Genomic DNA, 19,858 nt, shown 5'->3' on the forward strand with positions numbered 1-19,858 from the left:
CACTGTTTGCGTAAGTCTTTGAAAATTTACCGGATTTGGGGGAGGGAGGAAAGTAGAAGGAAGACAGGCTGCGGATCTCCCATCCCGCTACCTCGCAATTATATTAGAGTGCGATCGTCCCCAAAAGCCATAGCCTGCACTCGCAACTCGCCTCCAATCTAGAAACTGTCCTCTTTTTTCTGAAATCTGTTTCTCAGAAGGTGTAGTTTAAATCTAGATAAGCTTATAACTCAATCGGGGCAAGAAAAAAATGATTATTGATAAAGCAATGAATACTCACAAACCAACTTCTAATTTTTTCGGGAATATCGGAAAAATTGCGATCGCCCTCAGCGTGCTAGCTGCCGGGATGGCATTTACAAATCCTCCGAGAGACAAATACCTAACTTATGCTTCCGGCGTACTCGAAACCGAGTTTAAAAACACCGTGCGTAATGATTCCCGCGTACCCAAAGCTTTGAGTGGCGTTGCAGAGACTTTTCTGACTTCCCAGCGCGGCTCGATCGAACACTTGCTCGACAATACAACGGAACGTCAGAACTTTGGCGTTGTCAGCATTTACACAACTCAACTAGGTAAAAAAAGCTATCAAACGGTTGGAGCTTTTGGCAATTTCGTTACCCTCCCACCTAGTTCGGTAAATACTGAAAAGTAATGTCAAATTAAGTTAAATTATAGAAACCGGGCTTGGGAACGAGTCCGGTTTTTAATTGTCCGAAAGAATTTATTTAAAGCCGGAATCCTTGTAACGGAGAAATTAAAATTTAACTATTCATTATGATGGGAAGACTACTATATCATAAAAATATTAAATTTTATTAAAGATGACAAGTTTTTGTGCCACTTACTATTAAAATAAACAAGATAAATTTTTATGTTTGACAAATAAGCAGATGGCAATGCAATTAAGTAAGGGTGAGAGATTTAACCTCTCTCAAGAAGCGCCGGATTTAAAAAAAATGGCGATCGCCCTCGGTTGGCAGGTAACGGAGGCAGGACAAAGCTACGACATTGATGTCTCTGCATTTATGCTAGGTTCGGATGGCAAATTACCTGACGATAATTTTTTTATCTTTTACAATAATCTGCAATCCTCTGACGGTTCGGTACTGCAATCGATTCCTGCAAACAGTCCAGGTAAAGAAAATAAGACTATTTACGGCATTATCTTAGAAAAAGTTAATCCTGAAATTGTGGAAATAACTTTTGTTGTCACTATTCACGAAGCAGATAAAATCAATGCAAGTTTTAGGAATATCAGAAATAGTTTCATCAAAATCATCAATTTGGATACCGGAATCGAACTTGTTCGGTATGAATTAACAGAGAGTTTTACGCTAGAAACGGCTCTAGAATTTGGTCGTTTGTATAAAAAGAATGGAGAGTGGAGATTTCAGGCGGTAGGAGCGGGATATCAAGCTGGATTGAAGAGTTTTGTTGACAAGTATTGCAGGTGAAATAGCAGTAAGTTAGAAACCGGGTTGTGTAGAAATCTCGGTTTTTACTTACGTAATTATATCTAAGTAAATCTCAATAAATTCAGATACAGGCAGAATCTATTTTTAATCTTACCTGCTCTTCTGAGCCAAAATATTAAATTTTGTTAAGACAAAAAGTTATTGTGCCATTTAATATTAATATGAGCGTTATAAAGTTTTATGTTAAACAAATAAGCAGATGGCAATGCAATTAACTAAAGGTGAGAGCTTTAATATATCTAAAGCAGCACCGAATTTAAAAAAAATGGCGATCGCCCTCGGTTGGCAGGTGACAGAGGCAGCACAAAGTTACGAGATTGATGTCTCTGCGTTTATGCTAGGTTCTGACGGCAAAACACCTAACGATAAATATTTTATCTTTTACAATAATCTGCAATCCTCTGACGGTTCGGTACTGCAATCAATTCCTGAAAAAAACAATCGAGGTCAAGAGAACAAGACTATTTACGGCGTTATTTTAGATAAAATTAATCCTGAAATTGAGGAAATAATTTTTGCTGTCACTATTCATGAAGCACAAGAAGTCAAGGGAAATTTTAGCAATATCACAAATAGTTTTATCAAAGTTTGTAATTTGGATACAGGAAGCGAACTTGTTCGGTATGAATTAAAAGAGAATTTTTCCAGAAAGACTGCTGTAGAATTGGGTCGTTTGTATAGAAAGAATGGAGAGTGGAGATTTCAGGCGGTAGGACAAGGATATCAGGCAAGATTGCATAGTTTTGTTGACAAGTATTGCAGCGGAAATAGCAATGATATTGCTCCGATTACTAACGAGTTGACAGCGGGAACAGCAGCCGATGATTTGCAGTTGCCGGCTTGGGATTTGGACGTGGAGTCAGAACCGGAACCTTCCGGCGAGACGGGGAGTTCGCTACGATCGCAAATTAACACTCAAATTAATTCGAGAAGCCGTAAGATACCCGCAGCTTTATTAGCAGGTTTAGGGGTTTTTGTGTTGGGGACAGGTGCAGGTGCGATCGCCTTTATGCGATCCGGAAATGAAACGCACAAGCAAGCGAAAATACTGGAAGTTGAAACGCAGAATGCAGCGCAAGCAACTGATGTAAATCTGCTCAGAAGTTTCGATAAACGACTGAAAGAAACGATAGCGAATTTAGAGAAAATTCCTAACTTCCCCGGTTTTGGGTATCAACAGGCTAGAGCAGATTTGCTTAAACTACGCCCTAGTTTGGTTGCTGTAGAGCGAAATTTACAGGCGGCAGAAAGTCTAGAAAAAGCTCAAAAATTGGCGATGGAAGCTGCTGTAATCGTGCAAAAACCGCCTCATCCGATGGAAGTTTGGCATCAGTCGCAAAATAAATGGCAACAGGCGATCGCGCTTTTAGAACCGATCGAGTCACGGACACCTGTTTACAATTTAGCTCAAAATAAGTTATCTAATTACCGGGCAAATCGCGCTGTTATCAGTCAAAGACTGGCGATCGCTCAAAAAGCTGCAAATTTCAGCAACCAAGGTTCTCTGAAAATTCAAAAGGGAGATGTTCCCGGGGCGATCGCAAATTTCAATCAGGCTTTAGGACTGAATCCCAACATCCCTCAAGCTTATCTCGGATTGGGAATTGCCAGTTCCAAGCTGGGAAACAAGCAGCAGGCAATTTACCATTACGATCGAGCGCTGCAATTCAATCCTAACTTGGCAGAAGCTTATTTCGGTCGCGGTCAAGCATACTATGAATTGGGAGACAAGCAAAAGGCGATCGGGAATTACGAACAAGCTATTCGCGTTAATTCTGATTATGGTTTGGCTTATTTGGAACGAGGTGCTATTCGCTGTATGCTGGGAACTAGATCGCAAGCAGTAGCAGACTTTAACAAAGCAGGAGAACTTTTCTCAAAGCAGGGAGACGGAAATAATCACCAATTAGCAAAAAGCTTTATTAATAAGTGTCAAGAACCGACTGCACAGGCTGTAATCTGCGATTATCGAAGGAATATAGACTCCTTGGGGCGACCCTGCGGTCGGTCTGTTAATGTTCCGATTATAATTAAAAGAAAATCCGCTATCGCTGGATCGAACTCTGACTCTACTGATGTTAAAAGCAGTAGCAGCGCTGAAAAAATCTCACCTGACAATTCTGATAGCAGCAGCACAAGAACTCGCAGCAGGAGAAGAAGTAAAAGGTAAACTTCAGTCGCGTTAGTTCATAGATACCAAAATGTGCTGGTAAGCTTCGATGGTTTGTCGGGCGATCGCCTCCCAGTTATAATACTTTTTAGCATAAGCTTGCCCGTTCAAGCCCCTGCGCTGCCTTTCCTCTGATGCCAGGAGGGCTGATGCGATCGCGCGGGCGAGATCCCCTACCTCCAGAGGTACCACCCACCCAGCCTCCGCTTGCTGGATGTCTTCGCAGATATAAACGCGATCGGAAATAACAACAGGTACACCCGCAGCCATCGCTTCTGCTACGGCAATACCAAAGTTTTCGTAATAAGAAGGCAACACAAATAAGTCAGCTTTTCTCAACAGTTCAGCTTTTAAATCACCGCTAACAAAACCAGTTATTGTTGTAAATTGTTCTAAACTTGTTTTTTTTATTTGGACTTTAATTTGGGTTTCATATTCGGCATCTTGGGGATTAGAACCTGCTAAAATAAAGTTAAATCTTAGATTATCTGCTAAAATACTTTCCAGTGCCGGAATTAGCAAGTCTAATCCTTTTTTGCGTTCGATTCGCGACATAAATAATATGATTGGGATTTGAGGATTGGTCAATATATCAGGATAAGAATTAGCTACAGAAAAGTTTGTAGTAAGGACTTCAGTCCTTCCTCCCCCAGTCTCTGTTAAAAATGGGGAGACAGGAAAAGCGCGATCGAAATCAGCCGTCACCCCCAATGGAATCACCAAATCTCGTGGCACAGGCATCTTGCCTGTGCTATGCAAACCAAACCTTTCTGAAATTTTAGCTTCTTGCTTAGTAGTGAAATGAATTGCTGCTGCACCTGCTAAATTAGGGCGTTCTAAAAGTGTAGCATAAACCTGTTTTAAAAGCTTTTTCTTCTGCAAATCTGCGGGGTCAAGCATACCGCAAGGCCGGATAATATACGGTAACTTGTGATATCTGGCAATTGTCGCGGCGAGGGTAGTTACTGGCGAGAACAAAGCGTGAATATGAGCGAGGTCAAATTGCCGCGCGTTTTGATTTAACCACTGCAATAAACTCAGAGAAAACTTATATCTGCGGAAGGGAGAACAGCGGAAGTAAATAATCTTATAGCCGTTTTGTTGGATTGGTTGATTTAAGGGGACATCTAAGGGATCTTGACCGATATCTCCGTTAGAATCTGTAGTGATAATTGTGACATCAATACCTTGGGAAGCGAGGGCGGCAGAAAGTCCCAGTACCATTTGACTCGGGCCGCCGTAGACGAGCGAAATTGAAGGGATAATTTGGATGATTCGCATGATTAGCAGTTGCGCTTAGTTCCGGTAGCTGGTTGTGTTATTATATAAAAAATTGCAAGATTTGCACTTTATACTAATTTAGGCGATCGGAGGCAAGTTATGCTGATTGGATTCAGCGTCGGCAACTACAAATCTTTTAAAGAAACTGTCACCCTCAACATGGTAGCTTCGTCAATTACGGAGGACGATCGAGAGCTTGACGAAAATAATGTATTTGAAATCAATCATAGATTAAAATTGCTAAAAACTGCTGCTATTTATGGAGCCAATGCCAGCGGCAAAAGCAATCTTATTGCTGCTGTTAACTTTATGAAGTGGTTTGTCCTCAACTCATCCAAAGAAACGCAAGTTTCAGAGGCGATCGATATTGAAGCATTCAGGCTAAGTACAGAGACAGAAAAAGAGCCATCCTTCTTTGAAATAGTTTTCTTGCTAGAAGGCAAAGATTTTAGATATGGTTTTGAGATTAATGCTGAACAGGTTGTTGCTGAGTGGTTGTTTCAAAGTGATAAAGATTCAGAAAGAATGCTTTTTGAACGGGATTTTGACAGCTTTATATTAGATGATTTCCCGGAAGGGCTAGGCCTTAGCGATAAAACTAGAAATAATGCTTTATTTCTTTCTGTTGTCGCACAATTTAATGGTAAACTTTCTGGCAAAATTTTGCTGTGGTTCAGTAAAACTTTGCAATTGATATCAGGCTTGCAAGATAGGCAATACCGCAAGGAAACTTTAGAGTCTTTTGAGAACGATCGCCACAGGCATGATATTATTGAATTCATCAAAAAATTAGACTTGGGTATTGCTGATATCCAAATCACAAATCAACCTGCATTTATTACTTCCAATAATAAAGTATTATATGCTAGATCCTACGGCGGTAGTTTATATCTTAATTCTGAAAGCAAACCAACCGTGAAAACAGTTCATCGGAAATATGATGCTGACGGTAAGCAGGCTGCTATAGAAATATTCGATATTGAAAAGCATGAGTCTGAGGGAACAAACAAATTGTTTGCATTAGCAGGGCTGCTTCTCGATACTTTGAGGACAGGAAAGATTTTATTCATAGATGAACTTGATGCCCGACTTCATCCGTTGATTACTCGTGAATTAATCTGCTTGTTCAATTCTAACGAGACTAATCCCCACAACGCACAGCTTATATTCACGACACACGACACAAATCTGCTCAGCAGCAAGACTTTTCGCCGAGATCAAATATGGTTTACCGAGAAAGACAATAAGGGTGCTACTGATTTGTACTCTTTAGTAGAGTATAAAGTAGGAAAAGATGCCTCATTCGAGCGCGATTACATCATCGGTAAGTATGGTGCTATCCCTTTTGTTGGTAATTTCAAAGAACTTCTAGGTGAACTTTATGCCTAAAAAAAGTTCCTCCCGAAAAACTATTGATTACTATAACAGAAAGGTGAAAAATAGAAGATGGTTTTTTATCGTATGCGAAGGTGAAAAAACAGAACCCAACTATTTTAGAAAGTTCCCGGTAGACACAAAGGTAATCAATCTTAAGATCGAGGGAGAAGGGAGAAACACGAGGAGTTTAGTAGAAAAAGCTATTAAGTTAAAAAATGAGTCAGAATATGACGAAAACGATCGATTTTGGTGTGTTTTCGATCGCGATATTAACGGTAAAAATTCTAACGACGCGCAAAATTTTAATGCAGCGATGACTCTTGCCAACAATAACGGCATTAAAGTAGCGTACTCTAATGATGCTTTTGAACTTTGGTATTTACTACATTTCCATTTTTATAATAATGGGATTTCTCGCAAGGATTATCAAAAGATGTTGACGAAATTACTCGGACACGAGTATCAGAAAAACAGTGAAACGATTTATGAAGAATTGAAAAACAAACAACAGGATGCGATCAAACACGCAAAGCGGCTTTTAATGGAATACGATCCCCCTAATCCTGAAAGTGATAATCCTTCAACAACGGTGCATCTGCTAGTGGAAGAACTTAATAATTTTATCCCTAAGAGTTGATGAAATTTGACAGGATATACCTTAAATATACTTGGTATTAGCATAATTTGACTTTTTGTTATGAGTCTGTGGATCCCATAGATGCGGGAGATAAAATTTATCTGAGAACGTTAACCCAATGATGTTGTGATACGATCGAGCAAGATCAACCATGCAGAATACGAAAAATGACTGTTCATTTTTAAGTAACTTTAGGAGTTGAATCAAAAATGGCCAAACAATTTCTCTCACTGATGCCGATCGCAATTTCGATGTTAGCCGCCATTGGTTATCCGACAACCAATGCAGCCGCTACCGCCGAAGTATCGCCATTACAGGCAACAGCATCAGCCACAACCGTCGCACAGAATCCCACTCCCAGCGACACGAATGAAAAGCTTCCTGACGTGCCGGCAAAGCTACAAGTCCCTGCTGGTAATGCTTTGGTCTCCCAAGTGTCAGCCAAAGGCGTGCAAATTTACGTGTGTCAACCCAAAACTGGCGATCGCACTCAATTTGAATGGACATTAAAAGCACCGGAAGCTGATTTATTTAATCCAAGTGGTGCATTAGTTGGCAAACATTACGGTGGCCCAACTTGGGAGTATACCAAAGACAAGAGTAAAGTTGTTGGCGAAGTAAAAGAACGTGTAGATTCGCCCGATCGCACTACGATTCCTTGGGTGCTACTAAGTGCCAAAAGCAATGAAGGTAACGGCTTCTTTAGCAAAATTACCTATATCCAGCGCGTGAATACTAAAGGTGGCAAAGCCCCAGCTACCGGATGCGATTCTTCAAAACAAAATAGCACTACCCGCGTGGATTACACAGCAGATTACTACTTCTTTGCTGCCAAGTAATACCCTTGTTATAGCCTTTCTCAAAAAGATGAGGTATAACAGACAGTTTGCAAAACCAGTAAACTCAGAGGGCTCGCATCCCAACAACGTCCGCGAATCTTTCTGATAACCGCTATATACCATTTATCTAACATTGTGCAACACTCTTCGACCCCCCCCTAGCCCCCCCATGAATCAGGGGGGGACAAGAATACTGTTATTTGTTGAAAATTGGTATTAAATCGTTTCCGGTTGCATCGGTATTGTTTAAAGCGTTATACCAATTTAATGTGAAGTTGCACATATCCGGATCCCCCTAAATCCCCCTTAAGAAGGGGGACTTTGAGTAACTCTTGTCCCCCCCTTATTAAGGGGGGTTAGGGGGGATCAGATTCTATGCAGCTTCACACAAAAATGGTATTAAAAATCAAGTGTCAACTGTCAAGTGTCAACATCATTTCGGTGCAACCGGAATTGATACAAATAAGCCAAGTGCGTCGCTATGAGATTGTTGATATGTAGTTAGGAATTTTTCTTCATGGCGACACACCCTACAACTTCTACCTTCTGCTACAAAAGTTGTTTGTAAAAATCTAATAACTGCTCAGCTAAGGCTTGATTTGTATAACTTGTCATAACTTTATGATAACCCCGATCGCCCAAATCAACAGCCAAATCCCGCGATTCCATCAATTGCTGCAAACAATCTCGCAAAATCCCTGCATTTCCCTCGGGGAAGACTAACCCGGCATCGCCGATAACGTGGGGAATTTCGCCGCAATCGGAACCGATAACCGGGATTTTACAAGCCATCGCTTCAATTAAAACATGACCAAATTGTTCTTTCCAGCCCACGGTAGTCAAAGTTTTGAATTTATAGCTGGTTTGCGAGGGCAATACCAAACAGTTCATTAAGTTCATGTAAGGTGGAATTTCTTCATGGGAAACGCTTTCTACCCAGATTATTCGATCGCTGATGCCCCATTCTATACATTTTTGTTCCAGGTGCGATCGCAATTTTCCTTGTCCTACTAACAACCACTTCCAAGAAAGTTGTTTCAATCCTGCTAATGCTTCAGCTAAAGTTAGCAGTCCTTTTTCTTCGACAAATCGCCCTACAAATCCTACCACAAAATCTGTTGGTTTAATGCCGAATTTTCGGGACAGCTCAATATCTTTAGCAGCAGGCACAAACAATTTTTCGTCTACTCCTAGTTGGGGCATTACTGCCATCGCACCTGTGTAGCCCCGCTGGTACAAAATTTTAGAGCCATCTAAATTGCCGGCAATAATTCCGTCGGTATTCTGAAGATTGCAATTTTCTAATACAGAAATAGGCCATTTCAATTCATAGGATAGATTCCACCAGGTAAATAATATATTTTTTGCTTGGAGTTTGAGTAATTTATTGAGTATAATTAATTGGCTGTAGGCTAGGGATTTTGAACCTTGTTCGACTTGGATAATCTGCGGTTTGAATTCCTGTAAAAGTCTAATTATATCTGTGCCAAATGTTAGCAAGCCTTGATTGTTTTGACTGAAGTTGGAGATGGGAACTATTTTAAATGAGTCTTCTTGATAAAATTTGGTTTCGATGATTTTATTTTGTACGCCTCCGGGTTTCCAGCGTCGCGGCACTACAATTGTTACTTCTATGTCGGGTTCTAGATTGGCTAATATTTTAAATTTTTGCCGATTTATGTCAACTATATAGGTATGGCTGGCAACGAGGATTCTCATTTATTGGGCATTGGGAATGGGGCATTGGGAATGGGGCATTGGGAATGGGGCATTGGGAATTAATTCATAAATTATTTAGGGTTGATTTTGTCTTGATTTGTGTAAATTTGTCCGTCATTCCAGAGCGATTTGATGAGTGTATGGAGGGCGCTAATCAAGCCGAGGATATAAAAATTAAGTCGAATAATGATTTTAATGGGCGATCGGCTTTTATGACAAGGCGGCTTCCCCAAAACGTGGCAGTCAAAAAGTTTGGCAAAAAATCGCAGGCATTGAAAGACGGTTAAATTTTTCAATCCCATGAGGAAGTGGTTGTGATAAAATGTGATTTGATATTCGATCGATCGCGTGCTGACATCGTGACATCCGCCGCTTTCTTCCCCCAAGTGAACTAAACAAGCACTGGGATCGTACCAAATTTTCATACCAGTCGATCGCAATCTCAAACAAAAATCCGACTCCTCCCGCACCGCACTCCCTACAAACCGCTCGTCAAACGTCAAACCCCACTCGGTAAAAACCTGCCGCCGAAACGACATATTGCAGCCTCTACCCGAGAGTACCTGCTGCGGTTGTACCGTATGCACCAAATCGATAAAATACCAAGCAAGGCCCGGATCCATGGCTTCTGGGGGCAAAAAGTCGATCGTCAAATCGCCTCCAGAATTACCGAGTTTCATTCTGTCAAAAACCCTGCCCGCCACACATCCCACATCCGGTTTTGCTAAATAATTGCCAGCATGAGCCACCAAAAAACCATCCGGCAATTGTACATCATCATCAATAAATAAAATAATCTCTCCCACAGCGCGCCGCACTGCATAATTTCGAGCTCCCGGTAAACTCGCCCAATCTACCGGAAACCACCGAATTTTCCCCGCAGTTGCCAATTCCTCTAAATAAACTCCAGTTTCCGATTCGTGAGTGCGAGTTTGATCGATTACCAGCACTTCAAAATCTGGGTAATTTTGCCGAATCACGTCAGCCAATGTCTCTCGCAGGGGTTGCTCGCGGTTGTAGGTAGGTATCACAACAGAAATCATCATTCGCAGTTACCACTTTCATTATTTCTCTAAACGCCAAAGCCACACATCGCCCGGTTTGTAAATTGGTGTGATTTTATATTTTTGCACTTTTTCTAGTTCAAATCGTAATAGCTCGGTGCTTCTGTAGAGAAATACATCGCTAAAACCGTCGGGAATTTTAACTTGCTCGGGTTTCACTGCTAGCAAAAGCTCTACTTGTGGCTTCAGCAAATAGCTGACAGACAGTATTTTTCCGGTGATGTTGTTGCCTCCGTGACATATCACTAAAGGTTTTTGGGCTTGATTGACAATCGCTGCTATTGCTGGATTGTGTTTAGTGCTGGAAGGATACTTGTTCCACCAAAGTTGTGACTGCGAGCTAACTGCACAAGAAACTATTTCACTCGATATTATGGCTATTAAACCGAGCTGCCAGAGTTTTTGTCGTGGATTGTTGGCCGTGGCAATTTTAGCGGTAAAGAGGTAAGCAACAGCTAGCTGGATTCCTAAAATATAGGGAACTAGATAGCGATCGGCAACGCCTCCCACTGCTATCAATACTATCGCTGTAATTCCGATCGCTGTCAAGACAAACAGCGAAACTCGTTTGGGAGTTGAGTAGCAAAGCAAATAGATTGAATGTGCGATCGCTAATATTAATAGAACTGCTACAATCAGTCTGATTGAATCAGTAGTAGTATTGCCAGAACCTAATTTGATGATTCCACCTGCCCAATGGGTGTCAATAAAAATTCTACAGGTAATAATAAATAAAGGTTTAAGTGAAGATAGGGGCGAAAGAGAAAGATGGGGCAAACCTACTGTTGCAGCGATTCTGGGCGAGTTATTAACTAATACGAAAATCCAAGGGGCGAAAATGAGTGTTGCTGTCGCTGAAGCTAGTAAATAAGCAATTAATGTTTGGCGAAACCGCAAATTTTCAGTTATAATTACGTAGATACCGTGGGCTAATATTACTAAAAAAAATAATAAACTAGAATAGAGTCCTACAGTCAGGGCGATCGCATAAATCAACCAAACGGCTTGGCTCAATTTAGATGTAGATTTAGTAGATTTAGATGTAGATTTAAATGTGGCGGTAGATTTTTGTAGGGCGATCGCCCGCAGCAGAATGGCATTCGACAGCAAGACGAGGACAGCAAACATCATATACGGCCTTGCCTCTTGCGCGTACAAGACGTGAAAAGGCGACACAGCCACGATTGTCACAGCCATCCATCCCGCACGCGCAGAGCGAAATAATTCCCAACACAGCCAATAAACGCTGGGAAAAATCAACAAACTCATCCAAGCTGAAAGACTTCTGACAGTTGCCACTTCCGGGCCGAAGCACTGCACCCAAAATCGGGCTAAAATAAAATATAGCGGCGGTAGTTGAGGTTCTTCTGTAGCTAAACCTTGAACTGTATCCAACCAACTTTTTTCGGGATTTATCTGCTGGTATTTCCGCTGCAAATTTTGAACGCTAATTGTTTTTCCTTGAAAATCTTGCTGTACCATTTCCGTCCAGGTGTAGCCAGAAATTCGCAGCGAGGTGATAGATTCGTCGAAGGAGTAGACTTTGCGATCGAGGTTTGTAAATCTAAAAAAGATCCCCGTTATTAATATGACGACAATTAAAAATTTTAACCAAGTTTGGTGTAACCGCCCATTTTTAATTGATTTGCTATTCATAAAATCAGAAATGGGGAATTGAAGAAAGAAGAAGTTAGCGCTCTATTATAGAGGCAATAAGTCTGAGTTAACAAGAAGTAAAAAGTGGTTTCAATATCCCTATATTTTACTAGATGATTCTCACCATTGGTGTCAACTCAATCTCAAGCCTAGTATTTGCCTAATGTCGATCGCCGAAACCTAGATCCCACCTAACCCCTCCGTAGGTACGTTGTTGGGCTTTAGCCCTCTTTAGATATACGCCTAAAGAGGGCTAAAGCCCAACTACGTACCTAGAGAGATACACAGGATTTCAGACTTAAGTTGATACTTTCGGAAGGCTTATTCCCTATCACTTTTTCCAACTGTCAACTGTCAACTGTCAACTCTTCCTTCAGATAGCGATGTGTTGCTGAACGGCTAAGACTAAATTTTCAGTCCAGAAATTAGCTAAGTCGGCGCTGGCAGCTTCCACCATAACTCTGATTAGCGGTTCAGTGCCAGAAGCGCGAACCAAAATCCGTCCCTGTTCTCCCATTGCGGTTTTAGCGCGATCGATCGCCTTTTGCATGGGTTCGCACTCGTGCCATTTTAGGCGTTTTTCGCGATCGTCCACCCGCACATTTACCAACAACTGCGGATATGTTTGGAAACTGTCACTTACCAATTGTGACAAAGATTCCCCGGACTCACGCACCAGCGAAGCTATATGCAAAGCTGTCAACAAACCATCGCCACTGATACCGAAATGCGGACAAAGAATGTGGCCCGACTGTTCGCCGCCCAACATTGCACCCGTGCGCTGCATTTCAGCATGAACGTGCTGATCTCCGACGTTTGTTCTAGTTAGTTTGCCCCCCAATTCTTCCCAAGCTCGCTCGAAGCCCAGGTTAGCCATTACAGTAGAAATAATTAAATTATCCGGTAACTGTTCGGAGGCGCGCAATTGCTGGCCCCACAGATAAAGAATGTAATCGCCGTCAATCGATCGACCTTTGTTGTCAACACCCAAAACTCGATCGGCATCACCGTCAAAAGCAAATCCCAAATCAGCCTGGTGTTCCAAAACCGCCGCTTGCAAACTGTCGAGATGAGTGGAACCGCAGTTAACATTAATGCGAGATCCATCAGGAGAATTGTGCAAACAGATCACATCCGCCCCCATTTGCTCAAACACCGCCGGCGCCAAACCAGCAGCAGCCCCCCAAGCCAAATCCAAAACCACCCGCATTCCCCGCAAATTCATCTGTTGCAGCGAATCTGAGAGAGAAGTAGCATAATCCTTAATCAACTCTGGGCGGTGGTAGTGATGCCCCAAAGCCAAGCTAGCAACCGGAACCTTAGCCCCTCGGATTCCCGCTTCGATTTGTTCCTGTAAATGCTGAGACAGCTTTGACCCGTTGGGGCCGAAAAACTTAATCCCGTTATCTTCTGGGGGATTGTGGCTAGCCGAAATCATTACTCCGCCCACAGACTGCGAAATGCTTGCCAGATAAGCAACGCAGGGAGTGGGGCACAATCCCAAATTCCACACTTCCAAACCGGCGGCTGTCAAACCAGCCGACAGTGCCATTGCCAGCATATCGCTGGAATTTCTGCTGTCTTGTCCCAAAATCACAGGGCCCTGGTTGGGGGCATTTTGGCGTAGAACTTGCCCAGCCCAGAATCCAACTTGCAGCGCTAGGGGTGCAGTCAGCAATTCTCCAACTTTCCCGCGAATTCCGTCTGTGCCGAAAAGTTTTGTATTGGGTAGGGAGAGGGTATTTCCCAGCAAAATCGTATCGCGTTTGACTGGTTGTACCGAGTTAGTAGCCGAAAACTCGCTGCCGCGATGGCGCGAAGGTGTCTGAACCATATTCACTCCTTTAGGAATATTCACACTCACACTTTGCAGTTCATGTTACAACTGAAAGATCTTTTTTTCAGCGTAAAGTTAATTTATTTCGAGGATTTCTCAGGAAACTTGCTTTGACAAGCTACGGAGCAAGTTTAACTTCTTCAGAAAAATTTGTATGTATCGAAGCGACAAACTTTGATGGGGTGCCCCAACAGGATCGCGGCGATCGCTCACAGGCGACGCTTCCACAAGGATTTGAGACGATCCTGATGCCTTTTGAGTCCGTCACCAACTGTGCGTATAGAAAGTTAAGGCTGTATTCCCATATACTTTGTGTCGGCAAATTTCTAGGCCGGGAATCGGTTGGGTCGATCGCTCCGGGCTGTGTTCGATCGCGATTTCGCCATCAGGTGCTAGCATTTCTTGGCTGGCGATCGCGTTCAACACAGGTTCGTACAAGTCGCTGGCGTAGGGCGGATCGAAATAAATGCGATCGAACTGCTGTGGTGATAGTGAGGCTAATTTGGCGATCGCATTTCCCCGCAATATCTGGAATACTTGAGACTCGTCTGCTATTTTCTCCCAGTTTTCGCGGATAATTGCACAAGCCTTCGCCGACTGCTCGATGCCGGTGACACTGGAAGCCCCGCGACACAAGGCTTCTGCTCCCATCGAGCCGCTACCGGTACAGATGTCAAGCCATTTGCAATCTGCGATCGATCCCTGCCAAATATTAAATAAAGCCTCTCTGACTCGCGCCAGAGTCGGGCGAGTTGCCAATCCCGGCAGAGTTTTGATTTGACGGTTGCCATAGATTCTGATACTCATAAGAAGAAGGAAGAAGGAAGTTCGGCAACGGATTCTGTAACGGATGTAACGGATGTAAAAGTATTTGTAGGGTGCGTCGCCATTAAAAATCTCTCGCATTCAATGGACAATCTTATATAGCAATCCTAAATGATTCATGAAGATTTGTAGGGGTAGTGTCCCCGTGCCTACCCCCTATCTATCGGGGCAACCGGGATTTTAAACAACTCCTATAATAACTATGAAAATGATTGAGGATTGCTATAGCCTTGACTGTTAACATTTAACTGTTTAAACAATACCAATACAACCGGAAACGATATTAGGAATGAGAATTAAATAACTTACAATTTGATATTTTTTGTGGGATGGGGCCAAAGAGCCCGTTATTTCTGGACGGGTTCTTTGGGCCCATCCCACTTTCAAGAGTGTAAATTATTTAATTTGCGCTCCTAAGAGGGCGGGCACGCACCATCCACCGCCCCTACTACTGTCACAGGTCAACTTTTTGGGAAAATTGTATCATTTAAAACCCAGATTTGACAGTATTTTCTGCTTGATTAGATTCAGGTACTGGTGTCTGGGCTTGTTTGACACATAATACAGCATTGCTGACTACCAGTGATACTAACACCACTTTAACAGGAAACGAAACAGGAGGAGTATTCATAAATTTATAATTAGTAATTAGTAATTAGTAATTAGTAATTAGTAATTAGTAATTGGTAATTGATTCCGAAGTTTGGGCAACCACCGGGGATTGCCCTAGGGAATAACAACTATCAAAAGTTGTTGATAATCACCGGTTGGGTTTGCCGCGCCGGAGATGCCGGTACAGGAGCAGGATAAGGTTGTGGATAAACCGGATAACCTGGTGGCGGATATCCAGGTGCAGGTGGATATGTTGGTTGTTGATAAATTGGCTGTTGATTCGGTTGTCCGGGATATTGAGGTGCAGCATTTCCGGGAAAAGTTTCAGGAGCACCAGCAGTTCCTTGGGGAAATTGCTGTTGATTTTCTGGGAGATTTTGAGGATTAGATGGAATTCCCAAGATGCCTTCAACAGCGCGACGGAGAATTGGTCTCAGGGGAATTGCTAAACTCATTTCGGCGCTTGATGCGATCGCCATTACAGACAGCGTTCCGACAATAGCTAGTTTTCCGAATCCTTTTTGCAGTTGGTATTGAGCAATCATGGTTTGTCTTCCTTGTCAAGTAATTTTAGATTTGGGATTTTAGATTTTAGATTGAATTTGCAGATGAGTATGGGTATTCAACTAAAATCTAAAAGTTAAAGTGTTGGTGAATAGATAGATGCAGCCGAGAACTAAGGCATGGGGCGAGAATTGGGTGCGTTGCCGTTAACATAAGCACTGGGAACCCAGAAATTTGTACCAGCAATTTTGTACCAGCGAGCATCAGGAGTTCCCAATTGCAAATCGTTGACAACTTCGCCGTAAGTCCAGCCGTCAAAATTGAGGTTTTGGCGAAAACGTACCATTTGATTGCTGCGATCGCCCAGCCTCGGACTGTTCCGCAAAGTAATACCGTTAGAAGACATTACCCAAGCTGGAAAATTCGCTTGACGGAACCCGGTTTGCGGTTGCTGAACAGGCTGCTGAACAGGCTGCTGTCCGAGATTTGAGTTGTTTCCACGCACCCAAAACGAGACATCGCGACGGCCGTTAACAGACGTTCCAAAGTTAGTAACGTTGACATTGCCACAGTTAAATTCCCCGAACAAACCGTTGCTTCCTTGGTTCGTACCTCGAACGGCGATCGTGCCGTCGCCGTTAACTCTTTCTACTACTCCAATATGTCCGTGAACAGTTCTATCTGCTCCGGGGAAAGAAGGCTGCATAACTACTACAGCACCGGGTTGAGGGCCAACTTGAGTAAAGCCGTTGCGCGCTAAAACCGAACCGTAATCTTTAGCACTCCAAACGTAGGGCTGTTGTAGTTGAAAGCGGCGATTAACGTAAATCGGGCACTCGCAACGATCTGCTGCTACGGCTGGTTTGATGTTGGATAAACTCGCAGTTACAACAGTGCTGGCGGCGGCGAAAGCAGTGAACAAAGCTAGAGAAATTTTGGAGGAAGAAGTAAATAATTTCATGGTTGATGTCTCGTTTGTTTGCGGTTTTTTGCTTGACTTGTTGATACTTTCGCAGAACCGCAAAAAAACTGAAACCGAAGAAGCGGGAGTTAAACCAGGAGTTAAGTATCGGTGGAAATATTGCGATCGAGCTTTGTTCGGAAAGGGTTACAGGCGCTATAAGATTTAAGTAACGGAGTTTGTTAACTCCCTTAAGTGCTGAGTCGATCGACGGACGGGCGGGACGCCCATCCCACATGACGGGCGGGACGCCCATTCCAGATTGCTGACGGGGGGGACGCCCATCCCACATTGCTGACGCACTCTACATATAAAATCAAAAATAAAAAATCAAAATGAGTTTACCGAAAGCAAGGCGCGATCGCGGCAGAATACTTACAGACAAAGGATGGAATAAAATCTGGAACGCAATTTACCTCAAATTTCCCGATCGCCCCAGCTTGCAAACCATCTCTGAACAAACCGATCCTGGACTTAATCGAAATTCTCCGTCTTTCGTCTCGACGGATACGGTGTCTAATATATTGAACCGGCGAGCCCCCGCTGACACAGCCAAAATGGAGAGTTTGTTTGCAGCTTTTGGGTTGCGACTCGAAGCTGACGATCGCACTTCGGGGGATATTTCCGGCAATCTCGCGCCCGCGCCCACTCCTCAAACCCGGCAAAATTGCAGCGAATTGCCGGATATTTCGGGTTTTTGCGGCCGCCGCGAAGAATTGGGCGTGTTGAAAACATGGATTTCGATCGATCGCTGTCGGTTAGTTGCGATTTTCGGGATGGGCGGAATTGGTAAAACTGCACTTTGCGCGCAATTAGCCAAGCAAATTCAGCACGAGTTTGATTTTGTCATCTGGCGGAGTTTGTCGAATCAGCCGAGTTGTCAAGATTTGGCGGCTGGCTTAATTCAATTTATCTGCGACTATCAGGGCAAAAAACTGCCGGAAAACCTCGGCGACGGGATTTCCGTTCTGATTGAGCATTTGCAAGCGCACCGCTGTTTGATTGTGCTTGACGGCGTGGAAACGATCTTAGATACGGGGGGTTTGGCTGGCAAATATCGATCGGGCTACGAAGATTACGAAAGGCTGTTCAGACAAATAGGAGAATCCAACCATCAAAGCTGTTTGTTGCTTACCAGTGCGGAAAAATCCAGAGACATAGCCATGTTAGAAGGTCAAACTCGTCCCGTTCGATCTTATAAACTCACAGGTTTAGACAATATGGCAGCGCGAGAAATTCTGACAGAAAGAGGCTTAATTAAAGAAAAACAATGGGACGAATTGATTGACTGTTATGCCGCTCATCCTTTAGCCCTGAGGATTGTTTCAGCAATGATTTTAGAGCTATTTAACGGTAAAACTTCAGAGTTTATCAGAGAAAATACCGTATTTTTAGGTCAAATCAACCATATTTTATCGCAGCAATTTCAGCGACTTTCCGTGTTAGAAAAAGATGTAATCAAGCAGTTGGCTGCTGCGGGAACACCAATGGATCTAGCTCAATTGCGCGGCGGACTTGCTGAACCGGTTAAAACATCGAATTTGATGGAAGCGCTGGAATCTCTGGGATGGCGATCGCTAATTGAGAAAATCACAGTCAGCGGTAATGTCGCTTTCACGTTACAGCCGGTGGTGAGGAAATATGCGATCGAGCGATAGGTATTAGCTGGTACGATAAGGATTGCTATACACCTTTTGCAAAAAAAGCAGGTACGTAGTTGCGCTTAAGCGCTCTTTCCGCAGGTTTTAAAATTAATTGAGGTATGTAGTTGCGCTTAAGCGCTCTTTCCGCAGGTTTTAAAATTAATTGAGGTATGTAGTTGCGCTTAAGCGCTCTTTCCGACGTTTGATAGTCAACATATTTTTGACTGTGTTAAGAAGTCCGTAATTTGGGATTTAGCGCTCTTTCCGATATCCCCAAAAGAGCGCTGAAGCGCAACAACGTACCTGGATTTAATAGACATTTTGCGAGATATCTATTACCTAAGCAGCAACTTTTGTCCTCACCAGACTGACAAAATTTGACAGCATTTGCAATCCCGTAGTCGAAGATTTTTCCGGGTGAAACTGTACGGCCATCAAATTGTCTTTAGCTACAGCCGCCGTCACAGTTTGGCTTCCATGCGTCACCACCGCAGCTTTTACTGTTGAATCAACCGGATCGACATAATAAGAATGCACTAAATAAACCCAAGGTTGAGGTGAGAGATTTTGCCACAATGGCAAATTCGGCTGAGTGTATTCTAATTGATTCCATCCCATGTGCGGAATGGTCAACCCAGGTTCCGATCGAAATCGGCGCACTTTTCCGGCAATAATTCCCATACCTGGTTCCGTACCTTCTTCGGAACTGTCAAACAGCATTTGCAAACCCAAACAAATGCCTAAAAAAGGTTTTCCAGAGGCGATCGCACTTTTTATCGGTTCTATCAAATTGCGCGATCGTAAATGCTGCATCGCCGGATCGAAGGAACCCACACCCGGCAAAACCACCGCATCAGCCTGATCGATGATAGCCGGAGAATCGGTAATTGTTGGCACTGCACCCACATTTTCCAAGCCTTTACAGACCGAGTGCAGATTGCCCATGTCATAGTCTACTACTGCAATGACAGACATTGACTTACTTGCCTTATATTATTAATAGAACTATTATTGCACAAAATTACCAACAACAAAGGTTCGTAGCCAGGACTTCAAAGGTTCGTAGTGCGGACTTCAGTCCGCAGAAATTCAGAGGACTAAAGTCCTCACTACGAACCTAACTAGGAACAAAGGTTCGTAGTGCGGACTTCAGTCCGCAGAAATTCAGAGGACTAAAGTCCTCACTACGAACCTAACTAGGAACAAAGGTTCGTAGTGCGGACTTCAGTCCGCAGAAATTCAGAGGACTAAAGTC

Annotated in this window: 18 protein-coding genes; 8 read left to right on the top strand and 10 right to left on the bottom strand. The window is 43.1% G+C overall.

The window, feature by feature from the left end; all coding sequences use genetic code 11:
• Window positions 1-250 precede the first annotated feature (250 nt).
• From QZ938_RS07920 to QZ938_RS07930, 3 genes are all read left to right on the top strand, one after another.
• Entirely contained in the window at window positions 251-655 is a 405-nt protein-coding gene (locus tag QZ938_RS07920) for a DUF4359 domain-containing protein (RefSeq protein ID WP_293350232.1), read from the top strand.
• 244 nt (window positions 656-899) lie between these two features.
• Window positions 900-1,457, top strand: a complete 558-nt coding sequence (locus QZ938_RS07925; RefSeq protein WP_293365408.1) for a TerD family protein — start codon at window positions 900-902, stop codon at window positions 1,455-1,457.
• A 226-nt stretch (window positions 1,458-1,683) separates the two neighbouring features.
• Complete coding sequence (locus QZ938_RS07930; protein ID WP_293350226.1) at window positions 1,684-3,648, top strand: TerD family protein; 1,965 nt, start codon at window positions 1,684-1,686, stop codon at window positions 3,646-3,648.
• Between the two features lie 12 nt (window positions 3,649-3,660).
• Here QZ938_RS07930 and hpsP read toward each other — a convergent pair whose 3' ends face one another.
• Window positions 3,661-4,929 (bottom strand): hormogonium polysaccharide biosynthesis glycosyltransferase HpsP, encoded by a 1,269-nt coding sequence (gene hpsP / locus QZ938_RS07935; protein ID WP_293350223.1) that lies wholly within the window; start codon window positions 4,927-4,929, stop codon window positions 3,661-3,663.
• A gap of 99 nt (window positions 4,930-5,028) precedes the next feature.
• Here hpsP and QZ938_RS07940 point away from each other — a divergent pair, with 99 nt between their 5' ends.
• The 3 genes from QZ938_RS07940 to QZ938_RS07950 all read left to right on the top strand — a co-directional run bounded on the left by QZ938_RS07940 (window position 5,029) and on the right by QZ938_RS07950 (window position 7,782).
• A complete protein-coding gene (locus QZ938_RS07940) occupies window positions 5,029-6,318 on the top strand; it encodes an ATP/GTP-binding protein (protein ID WP_293350220.1) in 1,290 nt (429 codons plus the stop codon).
• Window positions 6,311-6,943 carry an RloB family protein gene (locus QZ938_RS07945; protein ID WP_293350217.1) on the top strand — a complete coding sequence of 211 codons (633 nt, stop codon included), beginning with the start codon at window positions 6,311-6,313 and terminating at the stop codon, window positions 6,941-6,943. The genes QZ938_RS07940 and QZ938_RS07945 overlap by 8 nt, the downstream gene beginning before the upstream one ends.
• Before the next feature lie 209 nt (window positions 6,944-7,152).
• Window positions 7,153-7,782 carry a DUF3455 domain-containing protein gene (locus QZ938_RS07950; protein WP_293350214.1) on the top strand — a complete coding sequence of 210 codons (630 nt, stop codon included), beginning with the start codon at window positions 7,153-7,155 and terminating at the stop codon, window positions 7,780-7,782.
• Between the two features lie 549 nt (window positions 7,783-8,331).
• On the opposite strand, the gene hpsO is transcribed toward QZ938_RS07950, so the two are convergent.
• The 8 genes from hpsO to QZ938_RS07990 form a co-directional block, all read right to left on the bottom strand.
• Window positions 8,332-9,501, bottom strand: a complete 1,170-nt coding sequence (gene hpsO / locus QZ938_RS07955; protein ID WP_293350208.1) for a hormogonium polysaccharide biosynthesis glycosyltransferase HpsO — start codon at window positions 9,499-9,501, stop codon at window positions 8,332-8,334.
• A 71-nt stretch (window positions 9,502-9,572) separates the two neighbouring features.
• A complete protein-coding gene (gene hpsN, locus QZ938_RS07960; protein ID WP_293350205.1) occupies window positions 9,573-10,547 on the bottom strand; it encodes a hormogonium polysaccharide biosynthesis glycosyltransferase HpsN in 975 nt (324 codons plus the stop codon).
• A gap of 18 nt (window positions 10,548-10,565) precedes the next feature.
• Window positions 10,566-12,221, bottom strand: a complete 1,656-nt coding sequence (locus QZ938_RS07965; protein ID WP_293350202.1) for a glycosyltransferase family 39 protein — start codon at window positions 12,219-12,221, stop codon at window positions 10,566-10,568.
• Window positions 12,222-12,594: 373 nt separating this feature from the next.
• Complete coding sequence (gene glmM / locus QZ938_RS07970) at window positions 12,595-14,055, bottom strand: phosphoglucosamine mutase (RefSeq protein WP_293350199.1); 1,461 nt, start codon at window positions 14,053-14,055, stop codon at window positions 12,595-12,597.
• Window positions 14,056-14,322: 267 nt separating this feature from the next.
• A complete protein-coding gene (gene rsmD / locus QZ938_RS07975) occupies window positions 14,323-14,865 on the bottom strand; it encodes a 16S rRNA (guanine(966)-N(2))-methyltransferase RsmD (RefSeq protein WP_293149194.1) in 543 nt (180 codons plus the stop codon).
• A 505-nt stretch (window positions 14,866-15,370) separates the two neighbouring features.
• The gene (locus tag QZ938_RS07980; protein WP_293182630.1) at window positions 15,371-15,514 is read right to left on the bottom strand and encodes a hypothetical protein; all 144 of its coding nucleotides are present in this window, start codon (window positions 15,512-15,514) and stop codon (window positions 15,371-15,373) included.
• Between the two features lie 112 nt (window positions 15,515-15,626).
• On the bottom strand, window positions 15,627-16,040 hold the full coding sequence (locus QZ938_RS07985) for a hypothetical protein (protein WP_293350196.1): 414 nt from the start codon (window positions 16,038-16,040) through the stop codon (window positions 15,627-15,629).
• A 131-nt stretch (window positions 16,041-16,171) separates the two neighbouring features.
• The gene (locus tag QZ938_RS07990) at window positions 16,172-16,960 is read right to left on the bottom strand and encodes a CHAP domain-containing protein (protein ID WP_293350193.1); all 789 of its coding nucleotides are present in this window, start codon (window positions 16,958-16,960) and stop codon (window positions 16,172-16,174) included.
• Between QZ938_RS07990 and QZ938_RS07995 the strand changes: the two genes are divergently transcribed.
• A complete protein-coding gene (locus tag QZ938_RS07995; protein WP_293365410.1) occupies window positions 16,959-17,129 on the top strand; it encodes a hypothetical protein in 171 nt (56 codons plus the stop codon). The genes QZ938_RS07990 and QZ938_RS07995 overlap by 2 nt on opposite strands.
• A gap of 166 nt (window positions 17,130-17,295) precedes the next feature.
• Complete coding sequence (locus QZ938_RS08000) at window positions 17,296-18,618, top strand: NB-ARC domain-containing protein (RefSeq protein ID WP_293149202.1); 1,323 nt, start codon at window positions 17,296-17,298, stop codon at window positions 18,616-18,618.
• Between the two features lie 324 nt (window positions 18,619-18,942).
• On the opposite strand, the gene hisH is transcribed toward QZ938_RS08000, so the two are convergent.
• The gene (gene hisH / locus QZ938_RS08005; RefSeq protein ID WP_293338157.1) at window positions 18,943-19,578 is read right to left on the bottom strand and encodes an imidazole glycerol phosphate synthase subunit HisH; all 636 of its coding nucleotides are present in this window, start codon (window positions 19,576-19,578) and stop codon (window positions 18,943-18,945) included.
• Window positions 19,579-19,858: the final 280 nt, after the last annotated feature.

It is taken from the genome of Microcoleus sp. CAWBG27, assembly GCF_020883145.1.
Taxonomy (GTDB): Bacteria; Cyanobacteriota; Cyanobacteriia; order Cyanobacteriales; family Microcoleaceae; genus Microcoleus.

Bases quoted from the DNA above. Each gene is read 5' to 3' on its own strand.
- QZ938_RS07920 (WP_293350232.1), top strand. From the start codon at position 251: ATGATTATTGATAAAGCAATGAATACTCACAAACCAACTTCTAATTTT.
- QZ938_RS07925 (WP_293365408.1), top strand. From the start codon at position 900: ATGCAATTAAGTAAGGGTGAGAGATTTAACCTCTCTCAAGAAGCGCCG.
- QZ938_RS07930 (WP_293350226.1), top strand. From the start codon at position 1,684: ATGCAATTAACTAAAGGTGAGAGCTTTAATATATCTAAAGCAGCACCG.
- hpsP (WP_293350223.1), bottom strand. From the start codon at position 4,929: ATGCGAATCATCCAAATTATCCCTTCAATTTCGCTCGTCTACGGCGGC.
- QZ938_RS07940 (WP_293350220.1), top strand. From the start codon at position 5,029: ATGCTGATTGGATTCAGCGTCGGCAACTACAAATCTTTTAAAGAAACT.
- QZ938_RS07945 (WP_293350217.1), top strand. From the start codon at position 6,311: ATGCCTAAAAAAAGTTCCTCCCGAAAAACTATTGATTACTATAACAGA.
- QZ938_RS07950 (WP_293350214.1), top strand. From the start codon at position 7,153: ATGGCCAAACAATTTCTCTCACTGATGCCGATCGCAATTTCGATGTTA.
- hpsO (WP_293350208.1), bottom strand. From the start codon at position 9,501: ATGAGAATCCTCGTTGCCAGCCATACCTATATAGTTGACATAAATCGG.
- hpsN (WP_293350205.1), bottom strand. From the start codon at position 10,547: ATGATGATTTCTGTTGTGATACCTACCTACAACCGCGAGCAACCCCTG.
- QZ938_RS07965 (WP_293350202.1), bottom strand. From the start codon at position 12,221: ATGAATAGCAAATCAATTAAAAATGGGCGGTTACACCAAACTTGGTTA.
- glmM (WP_293350199.1), bottom strand. From the start codon at position 14,055: ATGGTTCAGACACCTTCGCGCCATCGCGGCAGCGAGTTTTCGGCTACT.
- rsmD (WP_293149194.1), bottom strand. From the start codon at position 14,865: ATGAGTATCAGAATCTATGGCAACCGTCAAATCAAAACTCTGCCGGGA.
- QZ938_RS07980 (WP_293182630.1), bottom strand. From the start codon at position 15,514: ATGAATACTCCTCCTGTTTCGTTTCCTGTTAAAGTGGTGTTAGTATCA.
- QZ938_RS07985 (WP_293350196.1), bottom strand. From the start codon at position 16,040: ATGATTGCTCAATACCAACTGCAAAAAGGATTCGGAAAACTAGCTATT.
- QZ938_RS07995 (WP_293365410.1), top strand. From the start codon at position 16,959: ATGGTTGATGTCTCGTTTGTTTGCGGTTTTTTGCTTGACTTGTTGATA.
- QZ938_RS07990 (WP_293350193.1), bottom strand. From the start codon at position 16,960: ATGAAATTATTTACTTCTTCCTCCAAAATTTCTCTAGCTTTGTTCACT.
- QZ938_RS08000 (WP_293149202.1), top strand. From the start codon at position 17,296: ATGAGTTTACCGAAAGCAAGGCGCGATCGCGGCAGAATACTTACAGAC.
- hisH (WP_293338157.1), bottom strand. From the start codon at position 19,578: ATGTCTGTCATTGCAGTAGTAGACTATGACATGGGCAATCTGCACTCG.